Source organism: Muriventricola aceti (assembly GCF_025567565.1).
GTDB lineage: Bacteria > Bacillota > Clostridia > Oscillospirales > Oscillospiraceae > Lawsonibacter > Lawsonibacter aceti.
Map to the genome: position 1 here is coordinate 56,717 of NZ_JAOQKF010000007.1, position 16,567 is coordinate 73,283.

At 57.6% G+C, this 16,567-nt stretch carries 14 protein-coding genes, 5 tRNA genes and 1 other annotated feature; of the genes, 13 read left to right on the forward strand and 6 right to left on the reverse strand.

The features are described 5' to 3' along the window. Positions 1-17: 17 nt before the first annotated feature. Positions 18-518, reverse strand: a complete 501-nt coding sequence (locus tag OCV64_RS08905) for a flavin reductase family protein (RefSeq protein WP_147572170.1) — start codon at positions 516-518, stop codon at positions 18-20. 127 nt (positions 519-645) lie between these two features. Next, positions 646-849, reverse strand: a complete 204-nt coding sequence (gene rpmE / locus OCV64_RS08910; protein ID WP_147572169.1) for a 50S ribosomal protein L31 — start codon at positions 847-849, stop codon at positions 646-648. Positions 850-1,013: 164 nt separating this feature from the next. After that, positions 1,014-1,254, forward strand: a binding site (T-box leader). A gap of 86 nt (positions 1,255-1,340) precedes the next feature. On the opposite strand from rpmE, the gene leuA reads away from it, so the two are divergent. The 4 genes from leuA (at position 1,341) to OCV64_RS08930 (ending at position 7,464) form a co-directional block, all read left to right on the forward strand. After that, on the forward strand, positions 1,341-3,026 hold the full coding sequence (gene leuA / locus OCV64_RS08915; protein WP_262669834.1) for a 2-isopropylmalate synthase: 1,686 nt from the start codon (positions 1,341-1,343) through the stop codon (positions 3,024-3,026). Between the two features lie 270 nt (positions 3,027-3,296). Next, the gene (locus OCV64_RS08920; RefSeq protein WP_240288887.1) at positions 3,297-5,681 is read left to right on the forward strand and encodes a phosphoketolase family protein; all 2,385 of its coding nucleotides are present in this window, start codon (positions 3,297-3,299) and stop codon (positions 5,679-5,681) included. Between the two features lie 187 nt (positions 5,682-5,868). Beyond that, positions 5,869-6,417 carry an ECF transporter S component gene (locus tag OCV64_RS08925; RefSeq protein ID WP_262669835.1) on the forward strand — a complete coding sequence of 183 codons (549 nt, stop codon included), beginning with the start codon at positions 5,869-5,871 and terminating at the stop codon, positions 6,415-6,417. A gap of 3 nt (positions 6,418-6,420) precedes the next feature. Then, positions 6,421-7,464, forward strand: coding sequence for a uridine kinase family protein (locus OCV64_RS08930; RefSeq protein ID WP_262669836.1), 1,044 nt, complete (start codon positions 6,421-6,423; stop codon positions 7,462-7,464). A gap of 40 nt (positions 7,465-7,504) precedes the next feature. Here the strand turns inward: OCV64_RS08930 and OCV64_RS08935 are convergent, their stop codons facing one another. The 3 genes from OCV64_RS08935 to pfkA form a co-directional block, all read right to left on the reverse strand. Continuing rightward, positions 7,505-8,632 (reverse strand): aldo/keto reductase, encoded by a 1,128-nt coding sequence (locus OCV64_RS08935; RefSeq protein WP_262669837.1) that lies wholly within the window; start codon positions 8,630-8,632, stop codon positions 7,505-7,507. A 3-nt stretch (positions 8,633-8,635) separates the two neighbouring features. Next, positions 8,636-9,046, reverse strand: coding sequence for a DUF3842 family protein (locus OCV64_RS08940; protein WP_147572164.1), 411 nt, complete (start codon positions 9,044-9,046; stop codon positions 8,636-8,638). A 128-nt stretch (positions 9,047-9,174) separates the two neighbouring features. Next, positions 9,175-10,176: a 6-phosphofructokinase gene (gene pfkA, locus OCV64_RS08945; protein ID WP_147572163.1), complete on the reverse strand. Its 1,002-nt coding sequence runs from the start codon at positions 10,174-10,176 to the stop codon at positions 9,175-9,177. 253 nt (positions 10,177-10,429) lie between these two features. On the opposite strand from pfkA, the gene OCV64_RS08950 reads away from it, so the two are divergent. From OCV64_RS08950 to OCV64_RS08970, 5 genes are all read left to right on the forward strand, one after another. Next, positions 10,430-10,505 (forward strand) — tRNA-Val (locus tag OCV64_RS08950). A 34-nt stretch (positions 10,506-10,539) separates the two neighbouring features. Next, positions 10,540-10,616, forward strand: a tRNA-Asp gene (locus tag OCV64_RS08955). 3 nt (positions 10,617-10,619) lie between these two features. Then, positions 10,620-10,695, forward strand: a tRNA-Phe gene (locus OCV64_RS08960). Between the two features lie 36 nt (positions 10,696-10,731). After that, positions 10,732-10,807 (forward strand) — tRNA-Gly (locus OCV64_RS08965). Positions 10,808-10,848: 41 nt separating this feature from the next. Then, positions 10,849-10,923, forward strand: a tRNA-Cys gene (locus OCV64_RS08970). 219 nt (positions 10,924-11,142) lie between these two features. Here the strand turns inward: OCV64_RS08970 and OCV64_RS08975 are convergent. Beyond that, on the reverse strand, positions 11,143-11,802 hold the full coding sequence (locus tag OCV64_RS08975) for a Crp/Fnr family transcriptional regulator (protein WP_240287369.1): 660 nt from the start codon (positions 11,800-11,802) through the stop codon (positions 11,143-11,145). Between the two features lie 199 nt (positions 11,803-12,001). On the opposite strand from OCV64_RS08975, the gene OCV64_RS08980 reads away from it, so the two are divergent. From OCV64_RS08980 to OCV64_RS08995, 4 genes are all read left to right on the forward strand, one after another. Then, entirely contained in the window at positions 12,002-12,667 is a 666-nt protein-coding gene (locus OCV64_RS08980; protein WP_186852095.1) for a cytochrome c biogenesis CcdA family protein, read from the forward strand. A 12-nt stretch (positions 12,668-12,679) separates the two neighbouring features. Then, positions 12,680-13,279 carry a TlpA family protein disulfide reductase gene (locus tag OCV64_RS08985; protein ID WP_240287367.1) on the forward strand — a complete coding sequence of 200 codons (600 nt, stop codon included), beginning with the start codon at positions 12,680-12,682 and terminating at the stop codon, positions 13,277-13,279. Between the two features lie 190 nt (positions 13,280-13,469). Then, entirely contained in the window at positions 13,470-15,344 is a 1,875-nt protein-coding gene (locus OCV64_RS08990; RefSeq protein ID WP_262669838.1) for a S41 family peptidase, read from the forward strand. 86 nt (positions 15,345-15,430) lie between these two features. Then, a complete protein-coding gene (locus tag OCV64_RS08995; RefSeq protein WP_147572158.1) occupies positions 15,431-16,546 on the forward strand; it encodes a CobW family GTP-binding protein in 1,116 nt (371 codons plus the stop codon). The last annotated feature ends 21 nt before the right edge of the window (positions 16,547-16,567 follow it).

Consider the following 16,567-nt stretch of genomic DNA (forward strand, 5'->3'; position numbering starts at 1 on the left):
GCGGGACTGCCCCCGCCTTATTTTTGCAGAACTTCCACGATTTCCCCGATGTACAGGGTGTGGTAATCCTTCTCCGGGTACCACTTCTCCCGGATCTCCTGGGGGATGTTTTTGGCATCCAGTGCCTGGGCAAATCGCTTACGGCACACCAGCACCAGTTCGGCCTGCTCGAAATAGGGAGCGCCACATTCCGCGGTTTTTACTGTAAAGCCGCATTCCTTTACCTTATCGATATCCCGTCCGCTCTTGGAACCGCATAGGGATAGGGCCTTCCGGTACTCCTCCCCAAAAAAGGTCAGGGTGAAATATTCTTCTTGGTCGATGAACTCCTTGGTATACCGCTGTGGCCGGATATAGCAGGTGGCCGCGGGCGCCCCCCAGATGACACCCAGCCCGCCCCAAGAGGCGGTCATCGTATTGCACCGCTCCTCTGTTCCAGCGGTGATCAGCATCCATTTGTCCCCGATCAGTGAAAAGGGATTTTCTTTCAGCTCCTTAGGCGCGATTTTCTTGAACATGACATTGTCCTCCTTAATTTAATATCATACAGGACCATTAAATAGGGTATGCGGCTGACCCGTCTTTTTTGCAGCGATACGCAAAAAGCCGCACCGATTCCTCGGTGCGGCTTTTGAAAGCGGGATCTTACTTGGCCAGGCCAAACTTCTTATTGAAGCGGCTGACACGGCCACCGGTGTCTACCATCTTCTGCTTGCCGGTGTAGAAGGGGTGACACTTGGAGCACACTTCCACGCGGATATCCTTCTTAGTGGAACCAGTTTCGATCACGTTGCCGCAGGCGCACCGGATGGTGGTCTGCTCATAATTAGGGTGGAGGCCTTCCTTCATTGTATGTTCACCTCTTTCTCCATGGAGGGTATTCTTGTAAACGCAACTGATATAATAGCATAGTTTCTGTGGAAAAGCAACCACTTTTTTCAAAAAAGTTTAGTCCCTCCCACTCCAAAATATCTCTTGACAAAGGGCCCTCCTTCGGCTAAAATGATGGGCAAGAAAATGCGATGAAGGGGAAAAAGGCAGGCCCCTCTCACCCAGAGAGCCGGCGGTCGGTGCGAGCCGGTGTGAGTCAGCCTGTGTATAACTGGCCCCCGAGCAGTCCATCTGAACCAGCGAGTAGGGTGGAACGTCTGGCCCCGTTACCGGCCGCGGCCTTGTTGGAGGCTATGAGGGCTGTGTGGGAGACCCACAGCTGAACCAGGGTGGTACCGCGTGGTTATAATACACGCCCCTGACTTTTAAAAGTCAGGGGCGTTTTTTCATCCCCTGATGGCCGCTCCGCCGCCAACTACAGCGGAGCAAACAAAAAGGAGGAACTCATTATGAACCCAGGCTGCAAAAAGTACATCCCCTTCCAGCCCCAGAAGATCGTGGGCCGCACCTGGCCGGACAAGGTCATCACAAAAGCCCCCGTGTGGTGCTCCGTGGACCTGCGGGACGGAAACCAGGCTCTGGTAGACCCCATGAATATGGAGGAAAAGCTGGAATATTTCCACACCCTGCTGGACATTGGCATCAAGGAGATTGAGATTGGCTTCCCCTCCGCCAGTGAAACCGACTATGAGATCTGCCGGGAACTGATCGAGGGAGGGCACATCCCAGACGACGTGACCATCCAGGTGCTGGTCCAGGCCCGTGAACACCTGATCAAAAAAACCTTTGAGGCCATCCGCGGCGCCAAGCACGTCATCCTCCACTTCTATAACTCCACCTCCACCCTCCAGCGCAAGGTGGTATTCCATATGGACACTGACGGCATCACCAAAATCGCCACTGACGCCGCTGACCTGATCTATGAGATGGCCCAGCCCCTCATCCGGGAGGGCATGGACCTCCGCTTTGAATACTCCCCTGAGTCCTTCATGGGCACTGAGATGGACTACGCGGTAGAGATCTGCCAAGCTGTGCTGGAGCGTCTCCACGCCACCCCGGAAAATAAGGTCATCCTGAACCTGCCCACTACCGTGGAAAACTGTATGCCCAACCAGTTTGCCGATATGCTGGAGTATTTCTGCAAGAAGATCCCTAGCCGGGACAGCGCCATCATCTCCCTCCATCCCCACAACGACCGGGGCTGCGGCGTGGCCACAGCGGAGATGGGCCTGCTGGCCGGAGCCGAACGGGTGGAGGCCACCCTGTTCGGCAACGGCGAGCGTACTGGAAACGTAGACATTGTCACCCTGGCCATGAATATGTATACTCAGGGCATCGACCCCAAGCTGGACTTCTCCAACATCAACAAGATCCGTGAGATGTATGAGCGGTGCACCAAGATGCCGGTAGGCGACCGGCAGCCCTATGTGGGCAAACTGGTATTTACCGCGTTCTCCGGCAGCCACCAGGATGCCATCAACAAGGGTACCCAGTATATGAAGGAGTCCAACTCCGACTACTGGGAGATCCCTTACCTGCCCATCGACCCAGCCGATGTGGGCCGGGAGTATGAACCAGTCATCCGTATCAACTCCCAGTCCGGTAAGGGAGGCGCGGCCTATATCATGGAGCACAACTTTGGCTTCGATCTGCCCAAGGCCATGCACCCCGACTTCGGAGCCGTGGTCCAGAAGGAGACCGACGCTGTGGGCAAGGAAATCAGCCCCGAGCGTATCTTTGAGCTGTTCCAGCAGGAGTACATCGAGGCCAAGGAGCCCTACAAGCTGCTCAAGCACGCCTTTGCGGAAAACATTGATAGCGAAGGTCATTCCCATGTCGCCTTCTGGGGCACCCTCCAGCACACCGATACTATTTTTAAGGTATCCGGCGAGGGCAACGGCCCCATTGACGCCTTCTTCAATGCCATCAAGGATGAGAAGATGTCCCACTTCACCTTCCTGGACTACTCCTCCCACGCCATCACCGACGGCTCTGACTCCCAGGGCGTGGCCTATATTCTGCTCCAGGACCAGCGCACTGGGAAGAAATACTGGGGCGTCGGCCTGTCCCACAACATCAATCTGGCCCCCCTGCGGGCCATCCTGTCCGCCATCAACCGCTCCAAGCGCAGTTGACCAGACGCGTCCCTCTCCCACACGGGAGGGGGACGCGTCTTCATATTCCGGTTCTTCCTTTTGGCTTTTACCCCTTCTAACGCCATCCCTTTTTTATGATCTCTCTTAACAATCTCGTTATCTTCTCATTTTTACCGCTTACTTCCGAGATTACCCATTGATTGTTTGGGCGATATGGTTTAAGATATAGAAAAACCCTTATGCGGAGGAGATAAGCCAATGCCAAAGCGCACCGACAACACACAAAAGGCCGTCAAGGCCCCCGCCCGTATGTCCAAAAAGGACCCGCTCACTCGGGAACAGCTCCACGCCATCGACGCCTGGTGGCGGGCCGCAAACTACCTGTCCGCCTGCCAGCTCTATCTGCTGGACAACCCCCTCCTGCGGGAACCTTTGAAGCCCGCCCATTTGAAGCAGAACATCGTGGGCCACTGGGGCACCTGCCCCGGCCAAAATTTTATCTATACCCATCTCAACCGCGCAATCGTCAAGTATGAGCTGAACATGATCTACATCTGCGGCCCCGGCCACGGAGGGAACGCCGTGGTAGCCCAAGACTACTTGGACGGTTCTTACAGCGAGGTCTATCCCAACATCAGTCAGGACACCGAGGGAATGAAGCGGCTGTTCCGCCAGTTCTCTTTCCCCGGCGGCATCCCCTGCCACACAGCCCCTGAAACCCCAGGTTCCATCAACGAGGGGGGAGAACTGGGCTACTCCCTGTCTCACGCCTTCGGCGCCGTCATGGATAACCCGGATTTGATCGCCGCCTGCGTCGTTGGCGACGGCGAGGCGGAGACCGGCCCTCTGGCTACCGCCTGGCACTCCAACAAGTTTCTCAATCCCATCAGCGATGGAGCTGTCCTGCCTATCCTCCACCTCAATGGCTTTAAAGTGGCTAACCCTACCATCCTCTCCCGCATCTCCCACGAGGAGCTGGAGATGTTCTTCAAGGGCTGCGGCTGGGAACCCCGTTTTGTAGAGGGGAGCGAGCCCAGGACCATGCATCAGAAGATGGCCGCGGCCCTGGACTGGGCAGTCCGTGAGATTCAGCGTATCCAGGAGTACGCCCGCACCTCAGGTGATGCCTCCCGTCCCCGCTGGCCCATGATTGTTCTGCGCTCCCCCAAGGGCTGGACCGGCCCCAAAGAGGTAGACGGTAAGCAGGTGGAGGGCAGCTGGCGGGCCCACATGGCTCCCATCCCTGTCCATGATGGACAGCCCGGCCGTATCCAGGAGCTGGAACGCTGGCTGCGCAGCTATAAGCCGGAGGAGCTCTTTGATGAAAACGGCTCTCTCCTCCCCGCTATTCGAGAACTGGCCCCTCAGGGAGAGCGCCGCATGGGGGCCAATCCCCACGCCAACGGCGGACTCCTGCTGCGGGATCTGCGGGTGCCCGACTTCCGGGAATACACCCTGGACGTCCCCCAGCCCGGCATGGTGGAGGCCGCCGACATGGATGTGCTGGGAGGATATGTCCGGGACGTGATGAAGCGGAATCTGGAAAACCGGAACTTCCGTGTCTTTGCTCCAGACGAGGCCGCTTCCAATCGGCTCTCTCAGGTCTTTCAGGCCAGCGGCCGCCGCTGGACCGACTCCATCGACTCCAGGTCGGACGAGAACCTGTCCCATGACGGCCGTGTCATGGACGCTGCCCTGTCCGAGCACCTGTGTCAGGGCTGGCTGGAGGGCTATCTGCTCACCGGACGGCACGGCTTTCTCAGCAGCTACGAGGCATTCATCCGCACAGTGGACTCTATGGTATCCCAGCACGCCAAGTGGCTGAAGGTGGCCCGGCAGCTCCCCTGGAGGCAGTCCATCGCCTCGCTGAACTATGTGCTGTCCTCCAACGTGTGGCAGCAGGACCATAATGGCTTCACCCATCAGGACCCCGGATTTCTGGACCATGTAGCCAACAAAAAGGCCGATGTGGTTCGGCTCTATCTGCCCCCCGACGCCAACTGCCTGCTGTCCTGCTTCGATCACTGTATCCAGAGTAAGAACTATATCAACGTAATGGTGGCCTCAAAACTGCCCCGGCCCCAGTGGTTGAATATGGACGAGGCTATTAAGCACTGTACCCACGGCATCGGCATCTGGCAGTGGGCCTCCAACGACCAGGGCTACGAGCCGGACGCTGTGCTGGCCTGCTGCGGCGACACCCCCACCCTGGAGACTCTGGCCGCAGTCACCATCCTGCGCCATTACCTCCCTGACCTAAAGATCCGGGTCATCAATGTGGTGGACCTGATGAAGCTCCAGCCCCATACCGAGCACCCACACGGCCTGACCGACGAGGACTACGACGCCTTGTTCACCACTGAGGCCCCTATCATCTTTGCCTTCCACGGCTATCCCACCCTGGTACACGAGCTGACCTACCGCCGGCACAACAAAAAGCTCCACGTCCGCGGCTACAAGGAGGAGGGCACCATCACCACCCCCTTCGATATGCGGGTACGCAATGACATCGACCGCTTCCACCTGGTGATGGACACGGTGAAGCGGCTGCCTCAGCTTGGCAACAGCGCCTCCTATCTTATTCAGGAGATGAAGGACAAGCTGGTGGAACACCGGCAGTATATCACCACCTATGGTCAGGATCTGCCTGAGGTACGGGAGTGGAAATGGAACGGCGGCAAAGGCAATTACTAAAAGGGGACCCCAGGGGGTTGACCTCTTAGGGCAGCCTATGCTATAATTCAATTAATGTCGGCAGGAAGCCGGCGTCCGCGCCCATAGTTCCATATCTTCTGAAAATCAATACCGTGAAGGTATCTCCTGCCCAGAAGGGCGGGGGCCTTCCCGGTATTTTTTCATCTGTATGTAAAGGAGAACATTTATGACAACGACCAAAAACAGCACTTCCATCAAGCGTATGGTCATCGCCGCCCTAATGCTCGCCCTGGCCTACATCCTTCCCAACTTTACCGGAAACATCCCCCAGATCGGTAATATGCTGCTGCCTATGCATCTGCCAACCATCCTGTGCGGCTACTTGTGCGGCGGCCCCTGGGGCGCAGCGGTGGGCTTTATCGCGCCCTTGATGCGCTCCGCTATCCTCGGTATGCCGCCGCCGTTCCCCACCGCCATCTCCATGGCCGTTGAGATGGCGGTCTACGGCTTTGTGTCCGGCTTCCTGTACCGGCGTCTGCCCAAGACTCTGGGCGGCATCTATGCCTCTCTCATCTCCGCCATGCTTATCGGCCGGGTAGTCTGGGGCGTGGTCCAGCTCACCCTGCTCACCTCCAGCGGTACGGAATTTCCCTTCTCCGCCTTTGTCGCCGGTGCCTTTACCAACGCCATCCCCGGCATCATCCTCCAACTGGTGGCCATCCCCATCATCGTTCTGGCCCTTCAGCGAGCCAATCTGATCCCCCAAGAGGGTTGAGCCATGTCTGATCTGGCGGAGCTCCTGAAGGAGCATTATGACAACCATCCGGCCATGGAGGTTCGGGACGCCATAAAATTTATCTATCAGAGTCATATGGGACCAGGGCATCTCATCTCCGACGAGAGGGCGGCCCTAGACCGGCTGGCGGAGGAGTGGGACCGGCTGCCGGCCGATCCAAGCGCTCCTCTGTCCGAGCCCCTTGGAAACGGCCTGTGCAGGCTGTCGCTAAGTGCCTGTAAAGGGATAAAGCTATCCATCAAAACATTGAATCGCCTTTTTGTCCTCACCGCCCGAAAGACAGTCCTTGACCGGGCAGGGTTGGAGCAGGACTTAGAATTGCTCCAAGCCCTCCCCTTTTCCCAGGAAAGTTCAAAGCGATATCTGGCCCAGTACCGTGCCCAAGGCTGTCCTGCGCTTAGTCACAGCAAGACCTATCGTGATACCTACTCCCCTGCTTACCGTGTGGTATCTCAATATTATGTAAATCAAATACCGCTCCTGGCCGCTGTAGACCAGTTGCTTACCCAGGGGCAGCCCGTCCTTGTCGCCATCGACGGCCCCTGCGCCTCTGGCAAGTCTACCCTAGGTGCCGCTCTGGCAGAGCTCTACTGCTGTCCCCTGCTCCATATGGACGACTTCTTTTTACTGCCTCAGGACAGGACGCCGGAGCGTCTGGCCAAGCCGGGAGAAAATGTGGACCATGAGCGGTTTGACCGCGAGGTCCTCTCCCCCCTCTGCCATGGCCAAACTGCGGTATACCGGCCCTGGCAGTGCCGGTCCGGCTGCTTTGGCCCGGCTGTCCCTGTGGAGCCAGGCCCCCTCACTGTGGTAGAGGGAAGCTACTCTCTGCACCCCAGCTTACGGGACCGCTATCAGCTCCGGGTGTGGGTAGAGGCCCCCTGGGAGGTCCGCCGGACCCGTCTGGAACGGCGGGACCCCGGCTGCGTAGATCGCTTTTTGAACATCTGGGTCCCTCTGGAGGACCACTATTTTCAGGCCTGTCATGTGAAAGACTGCTGTCAGATCCACTGTTCCGGGCAATAAAAAGCTACCGGTCCTTTCAGAAGAAAGACCGGCAGCTTTTTTACTTTTGAATAAATTCCTCCACTTGGGCGGTAACCTGTACCAGATCCCGCCGAATAGAGATATGCTGGGGACACAGCTCCTCACAGCGGCCACAGCCCACGCAGTTGGCGGGACGTGCCCCCTCCCCCAGCCCTTTCCAGGACCGGCGCGTCAATCTCTGGTTCTCATACATCCCCATGCTGTTCCAGATCCTGAAGCTCTCAGGGATATCCACGCCAGCAGGGCAGGGCATGCAGTAGCGGCAGCCAGTACAGCCGTTCTTTACCCGCTGTTTCAGCAGCAGGGTGGTCTCATCCACTCCAGCCTCCTCCTCAGGACACAAGGGCTGAAATTGCCCCAGGGTGGCCAGGTTGTCCTCTAGCTGCTCCATAGTGGTCATTCCACTGAGCAGAACAGCTGCGCCGGGTCGGCTGGCCACCCAGCGCAGAGCCCAAGACGCATCAGAGGCCTCCGGGTCCAGCACTCGGAGCGGAGCGGCCACCTCCTCCGGCAGCTTGGCCAGCAAGCCGCCCTTCACCGGCTCCATCACCACCACTGGGACCCCCAGACCTCTGGCCAACTCCAGCCCTTTCAGTCCGGCTTGGTGCTCTGTGTCCATGTAATTGAGCTGGATCTGACAAAAGTCCCAGTGCCGGAACCGGAGTATCTCCTCAAATACCTCATAGTCGTCGTGAAAGGAAAATCCCAGTTTTCTGATTTTTCCCTGGCGCTGGTACTCCTCCAGCAGGGAGGGAATTTTCAGTTCCACCATTTTTGTCCAGGTACGGCGGCTCAGGCTGTGGAGCAGATAGAAGTCCACATAGTCCCTGTCCAGCCGTTCCAGCTGGGTATGAAAGAGCTCCTCCGCCTTCTCCCGACTGTCCACCAGCCAGCAGGGCAGCTTTGTGGCCAGATAGTAGCTCTCCCTGGGATACTCCTTCAGGGCCTGCCCTAAAAAGGATTCGCTCTCTCCCTCGTGGTAAGTCCAGGCGGTATCGTAATAGTTGATGCCCGCCTCCATAGCCCTCCGGATCAAGTCTGCCGCCTTTTCCCGGTCGATCTTTTTTGTCTCTCGATCCAGGGGATAGCGCATCCCGCCGTAGCCCAACAGAGAGGGCTCCAGCCCGCTTATCTCACGCCGTTCCATCCTTCATCCTTCCAATTCCGCCATCATCTGGTCGATTGCCTGGGCCACATAGACCGGGAGCGCCTGTTCCCTCACCCCGGCCACCAGGACCCCGCAGCTGTTCATGGGGACCAGGAACTTCTTTGCCCTACAACTGCCCACGGCCTGTGCCATAGCCGGAGTCACTTCCCCCAGGATGGCGTTTGCCACCACGATGCCTACTGGGCCCAGAATCGCGTCCGCGTCCTCTACGCCCCGCAGGACCGGATTCTCTCCCGTGGCGCCGTGGTCCGCCCCTGCCTTTAGCATGGTAGAGGTGGCGATACTGTTGGTCCCCAAGGCATATACTTCCGCCTGGGGGACGCGGGACTTGACCCCCTCCACTAGCAGCTTGCCCAGGCGGCCCCCCTGGCCGTCTACGACTACGATTTTCATCGATCTTTCCTCCCCTCCCCGGATCTGCCCGAAGATTCTCTCTCATTTATTATACTAAATTTCCGTCTATCACACAAGGAAAAAGGCCCCGGAAGCCGACCGCTCCGAGGCCTTTTCTCCGCCGCAGTTTAGTTTCCGATGTTGGTCAGGGCCTCCAGCACATCGTAGCGGTCCATATCAAACTCTTTGGTCATCGCCAGGGCCTCCTCCATATCCAGGTCCACGATACGGCCGTCCCGGGTGGCGATAATCCGGTTCCCACGTCCCTGGGCCAGCGCCATGACTGCCTCGTATCCCATGCGGCTGGCAGTCTCCCGGTCCCGTGCGGAAGGTGAGCCGCCCCGCTGGATGTGCCCCAGCACTGTGACACGGGGATCGATCCCCACCTCCTCATGGATGCGTTTGCCGATCTCAATAGCGCTGCCCGCCCCTTCGGCTACCACCACCATGTAGTGGGTGGAGCCAGCCAGACGCGCCCTGCGGATTTTCTCTACTACATCCCGCTCAAAATCTACCGTCCGTTCGGGAATCAGGACAGCGGTAGCGCCCACAGCGATGCCTACATAGAGCGCCAGGTAACCGGCGTGGCGGCCCATGACCTCTACCACAGAGCAACGCTCATGGGACTGCATGGTATCCCGCAGCTTATCGATACACTCGATGGCGGTGTTACAGGCAGTATCAAATCCAATGGTATAGTGGGAACAGCCGATATCGTTGTCGATGGTAGCAGGGATGCCCACCACCTCCAGCTTGTGGCCAGATTCCGCTATCTGCCGTGACAGGGCCAGTGCCCCTCGGAAGGTACCGTCCCCTCCGATGGCTACAATGCCGTCCAACCCCAACAGCTTGCAGGTGGCGATGGCTTTCTCCCGGCCCTCATGCTGCATAAACTCCAGACTGCGGGCCGTATAGAGCATAGTTCCGCCCTTGTCAATAATATGGCTGACACTGGAACCGCTCAACTGCACAAAGTCGCTGTTGATCAGGCCGCTCCAGCCCCGGCGAATGCCAACACACTCAATCCCCTGGTTCACAGCGGTGCGGACCACTCCACGGACCGCGGCGTTCATGCCAGGGGCATCGCCGCCGCTGGTCAGTACGCCGATGCGCTTCACTTGGCTGCTCATTTCCTGGAACCTCCTCACGATATGCCGGACTGGAACGCCGGCTCTCGATTTAACTCTATCGTTTTATCATTATAGCTGTCATGCTCCTGGCCTGTCAAGGCTCTCAGATCTGCATCAGAAAAGACGGTTTATTTTGCCCAGAGCGTAAAAAAATGGACCCGAAAATTTTTACGCCAAAATTTTGCATTTCCCTGTTGACAAGCGGGAAACAGTTTAGTATAATAAGCAAGCCGTCGCAAGAGCGAGCACAGTGGGGAGCATAGCTCAGCTGGTAGAGCACATGCCTTACAAGCATGGGGTCACAGGTTCGAGCCCTGTTGTTCCCACCACTTTTTCCTGATGGTCCATTTCTTCGGACTACCTGGCTCGGTAGTTCAGTTGGTTAGAACGCCGGCCTGTCACGCCGGAGGTCGAGGGTTCAAGTCCCTTCCGAGTCGCCATTTGCCTCTGTAGCTCAGTTGGTAGAGCAGAGGACTGAAAATCCTCGTGTCGTTGGTTCGATTCCGACCGGAGGCACCATCCCCCGCATAGGAAACTTTGCGGGGGATTCAAAACGCGAGTGTAGCTCATCTGGTAGAGCGCCACCTTGCCAAGGTGGAGGTAGCGAGTTCGAGCCTCGTCACTCGCTCCAGTTAGATGGAGCAAAGACCTCTTTGCTCCATCTTTAAATAAGGTGCCATAGCCAAGTGGTAAGGCAGAGCTCTGCAAAAGCTCCACTCCCCAGTTCAAATCTGGGTGGCACCTCCATAAAAATAACCACACCTAACGGTGTGGTTATTTTTATAGATACCTGAGATGTTTAAAATGCTCGGCGGAAATGAGCCTGCGCCGCCCCATCGTGCTGGGCTCCAGTTTCAGCGGACCAAAGCCGCTTTCATTCTACGGAGATTCAAATACACGAGGTGGGACAAATATTGATCATGATATATGAAGGAGCGCCAGGAACCTACCCGGCGCTCCTTTTCTTCACAGTCTGCGCTCCAGATCATTCTTATCTGTCAGCTTTACACCACCCCGAAACAATTCCACAGCCCCGGAGGCGGCCAGCTTCTTCAGCGTTCGGGTCACCGCCTCCCGGGCGCTACCAATGGCCTGGGCCATCTGCTCCTGGGTAACCTTCAAGGTATCGGTCCCCAGCCGCTCACACTCCTCCAGCAAGTAGGCCGCCAGCCGCTGCTCCAATGTGCGGAACAGCATCTGCTCCACAGCAGTGAGCACCTGGGAAAAATGCTGGGTGGCACCCCGGTACAGGAAATTTTCCACATACAGGTTATCCCGCACCAGCGTTGACAGACACACCGCAGGAATGACCACCGCCTCCACCCTGCCCTCGGCCTGGACCTGGACATTGAAGGAGGACACAGACATAGTACAGGAGGCCGTCATGATACAGACTTGCCCCCCGGAAATACGAGAGATAGTAGCTTCCCGCCCATCCTCGGACAAGAGGAACAGCCGCACGACGCCTGATCGGATCAACAGCAATCCCAGACAGTCCCGCTCCCCAGACCAGATCATCTGCCCCGGCTCATAATCCGCCTCATAGGCGGCTGCCCTTACCCGCTCCCGCTCCTGGTCAGAGAGCTTATCCCAAAACGCCAGTTCTTCCAAACAGTATCCAGTCATGGGCACCCCTCCTTTTCTTTTGACTCTATGATAGCTGTTTTCTCTGAAAAAAACAAGAGTCCTTGTAACTCGGTCACAGAACTGCCTCTCCATCTCTTAGTATATTAAAGGCAATATCTCCGCCTTGACAGCCTGTGTTCCATGCTTTACCCTTAATCCCTGAAGCCGATATATCTATATAAAATAATAGGAGGGCCCTATGACCTATTTCATCACCTTTTTGGAGGGTATTATCACCTTCATCTCCCCATGTCTATTGCCTATGCTGCCCATCTACCTATCCTATTTCGCCGGGGGCAACCCAGATGAGAGTCAGGGCACGGTACTAAAAAACGCCGTCGGCTTCGTCCTGGGCTTCACCATAGTTTTCGTGGCTATGGGGGCTTTTGCTGGCTCCATCGGCGCCCTGCTTCGGCAATACCAGACGGCCGTCAATCTCGTCAGCGGCCTGCTGGTCATTCTCTTTGGTTTGAACTTTCTTGGTCTGTTCAATCTTAATATCTTCAAGGGTACTCGGGGATTCAGCCAGACCCATGAGATGGGCTTTCTCTCCGCTCTGCTCTTCGGGCTCATTTTCGCGGTGGGCTGGACTCCCTGTGTAGGTGCCTTTCTAGGCTCCGCCCTTATGCTGGCCTCCCAGCAGGGCTCGGCCCTCCAGGGTATCCTCCTCTTGTTGTGTTATTCTGCCGGCCTTGGCATCCCTTTTCTGGCCAGTGCCCTGCTCATCCAATCCCTAAAGAGCGCCTTCGGCTGGATCAAGGCCCACTATGGAATTATTACAAAACTGTCCGGCCTGCTCCTCGTCTTGGTTGGTATAATGATGGCCACTGGCACCATGGGGCAGCTTCTGACCTTTTTGGCATAGGGAGGGAATTCTATGAAACGTTCTAAAAAGACTTTTATTCTGGCCGCCGTCCTGGTTCTGCTCCTCGCGGGAGCCGGATTGCTGTACAACAAACTTTCCCAGGGCAGATCCCCTGGCCTGCCCCCGGTAGAGGACAGTGCTTCCTCCTCCCAGGAGAGCAGCCCCGTCCCCGCTCCTTCCTTTCCCCTTGAGGCCCCGGAAGGGAATTTATTGGATTTGTCCGACCTGATTGGAGACAAACCGGTGGTGCTGAACTTCTGGGCCAGTACCTGCCCCCCCTGCAAGGAGGAGATGCCGGACTTTCAGGCGGCCTTTGAACAGTACGGTCAGGAGATCCATTTTGTCATGGTCAATGTGGGGGACGCCATGCAGGGGGAGACGCGAGAAAAGGCGGAGGCTTTTCTCATGGAGACAGGGTATTCCTTCCCTGTATATTACGATATCGACTATCAGGGCATCCTGACCTACGGAGTCACCGGCTTCCCCCACACCTATTTTATCGACAGCCAGGGAAATCTGCAGCTCTACGCCCCTGGAATGATCAGCGCCGCAGGGCTCCAGCAGGGGCTGCACTCCATCAGCCCCGATCTGGTGCCTGCTCCAGAATCTTAACCCAAAGGCTTCTCTAGAAGGACTTTTACCCCCTTCTCCCCTTGCCAGCGAGACAAAAAAGAGGTATAATATTTTTTATGTGGAATATGCGGTGAAGTTCTATTTTCAAGCTGCTATACCCTGTCCGCCGGATGCCAAACTGCGGCATCCGGCGGATGTACGACAGGCCCCTATGTTGAAGGAGAAACCCATGAAAAAATTTTTATCTGCCTTTCTTTCCCTGGCGGTCGCTCTGTCCTTAACGGCACTGCCTGCCTCCGCCCTAGAGCTGGAGGACGCCAAAACCCTACTCCAGACCTACTATGTGGATCCCCTGCCGGATGAGATCTGGTCCCTGGACTCTCTGGACGAGATTTTAGAGGCCATCGGCGACCCCTACACCGTCTACATGAACACCGAGGAATATCAGGCCTTTCTCTCCTCGGTCAATGGGGACACAGTCGTCGGAATTGGCACCTCTGTGGAAAACGCCTATAACGACGGCTACCGTATCATGTCCATCCTGCCGGACTCCCCCGCCCTTGAGGCTGGGCTGGAGGCCGGGGACCGCATCATTGCCGTAGACGGCGTAGCTACCGCCGCCGGGGTCGATCCCCGCACTATGATCAGCGGCCAGGAGGGCACTACGGTCACCATCACTGTCATCAGTCAGTCAGATGGGCAACGGCGGGATTACACGATGGAGCGCCGCTCGGTCCTCATCCCTATCGTCACCTATGATCTGGTGGATGGGGTGGCAGTCATCGACTGCACCAGCTTTGGCGCCAGCACCGCCTCTGTGGTCCAGGCTGCCATTGAGGAACTGGACAACCAGACCGCCATCTGGCTGATGGATCTGCGCTCCAACCCCGGCGGTACAGATGAGTCCGCCGCGCTCACTGCTGGCCAGTTCATCGGCAGCGCCATCATGGTCTACTTCCGTGACAGCGCCGGCGGCTATTACTACCGGGCCACCTCCCCCCTGGTGGAGGACCTGACGGACAAGCCCCTGGTCATCCTGACCAGCCCCCATTCCGCCAGCGGCTCCGAGCTCTTCGCCGCCGCAATCCGAGACTATGAGGCGGGGATTGCCCTGGGTCAGCGCACCTTCGGCAAGGGGATTGCCCAGAACATCTATGACGAGAGCAACACTACCGGTATTTTTGATGGGGACTGCCTGAAGATCACCACCCTCCGCTTCTTCTCCCCCGACGGCACCACCAACCATATCGTAGGCGTCCTTCCTACCCTGGTCATCTCCGCTGAAAACGCCCCTGCCGCCGCTCTCCTGTTGGGCCAGGAGGAACCCAGTCGCGCCTCCGGCCATCTGAAGCTGTCTCTGGCCGGCCAGACCTTCTATCTGAAGATCAGTGAGGCGCTCAATGCAGACAACAAGGCTGCCTTTACCGAGCTGCTGGAGGCTCTGCCCCCTTCCGCCCTTCTGTATCAAGGCGCCGGCACCCGGACCTGGACTGAGGTATCCCCCGCCGACCTGGCACGGGAGAAGCAGTTGGACTTTACCGCCCGTTCCTTCTCCGACTTGGAAGGGAGCGAGTTTGAGCGGGAGATCCGCACGCTGGCCACCTATCAGTTGCTGGGCGGCTATGAGGACGGCACCTTCCGCCCGGACAACACTGTCACCAGGGCTGAGTTCTGCACTATGGCGGCCACTGCCCTGGCACTCCCCGCCGACCACAGTGTGCTGGACCAGTTCTCTGATGTGAGTGCCCAGTCCTGGTATGCTGACGGCATCTCCGCCATGGCCGATATGGGGTTTATCTCCGGCTACGGTGATGGCACCTTCCGCCCGGACAGCACCATCACCTATCAGGAGATGGTGACCATTCTCTCCGCCGTGGCCGCTTGGGCCAATATGAATATATACGATCTCAGCCAACAGGAGGTGTCCGCCGCCGACTGGGCAACCTACTACGAATACGCTCCGTGGGCTCAGGCACCCGCCCGAAATCTGGCCTCCCTGGACGCGCTGGTGGGCGATCTGGCCCCCGCCGATCTGGGGACCCGCCAGGTGGCTGCCGGGATGCTGTATCAGATTATGGAGGGCATCGGACTGCTCTGGGATTGACCGGCATTCCCGCTGTACCCCTCCTTAGGCCCCCAAACAGAGGGCCCCAGGCCATCAATATTTCTCTGTGAAAGGATATGACTGTTATGACAAAAATCGATATTATCTCCGGGTTTTTGGGCGCTGGTAAGACCACGCTCATCAAGAAGCTGCTGGATGAGGCCTTTCAGGGCGAGAAGATCGTCCTCATCGAAAATGAGTTCGGTGAGATTGGGATCGACGGCGGCTTTTTGAAAGACGCCGGTGTGGAGATCACGGAGATGAACTCCGGCTGTATCTGCTGCTCCCTGGTAGGCGATTTCGGCGCCGCTCTGAAGCAGGTGCTGACCGATTATTCCCCTGACCGCATCGTGATCGAGCCCTCTGGGGTGGGAAAGCTGTCTGACGTGGTCGCTGCCGTGGAGCGGGTGCAGAAGGAGGCCCCTGGCCTCCACCTCCACAGCTTCGTCACTGTGGTAGATGCCTCCAAGGCCAAGGTGTATATGAAGAACTTTGGCGAGTTCTTCAACGACCAAGTAGAACACGCCTCCGCCATCATCCTGTCCAGGACCCAAAAGTTGGACCCCGCCAAGCTGAACGGCGCTGTCCACCTCCTTCGGGAAAAAAATTCCCAGGCGGCCATCCTCACCACCCCCTGGGATCAGCTTACTGGCAGCCAAATCGTCGCTGCCATGGAGGGTGGCCACACTCTGGCGGAAGATCTGATGGCTGAGATCGAACACGAGCATCATGACCACGACGACCACTGTGACTGTGGCTGCCATGACCATCACCACCACGAGCATGAACATCACCACGCCCATGAACACGAGCATCATCATGAGCATGGGCATGAACACCACCACGACCACATCTGTGACGACACCGCCTGTGACACCTGTATGGCCTGTGGCGCAGACCACCATCACCACCACGACGCCGACGAGATCTTTACCTCCTGGGGCCGGGAAACACCCCGGAAATATAGTCGTGAGGAGCTGCAGGAGGCCCTGTCCGCCCTGGCTATGGGCGAGGATTACGGCTATATCCTCCGGGCCAAGGGCATGGTGCCCTGTGACGACGGGCAGACCTGGCTCCATTTCGACTTGGTGCCTGAGGAGTTCCAAATCCGTGAGGGTGGCGCCGACTATACCGGCCGGCTGTGTGTCATCGGCTCCGAGCTGAAGGAGGACCAGCTGGAAAAGCTGTTCCTGCTGGCCTAATTTGCTAGATGGGCGGCCCAT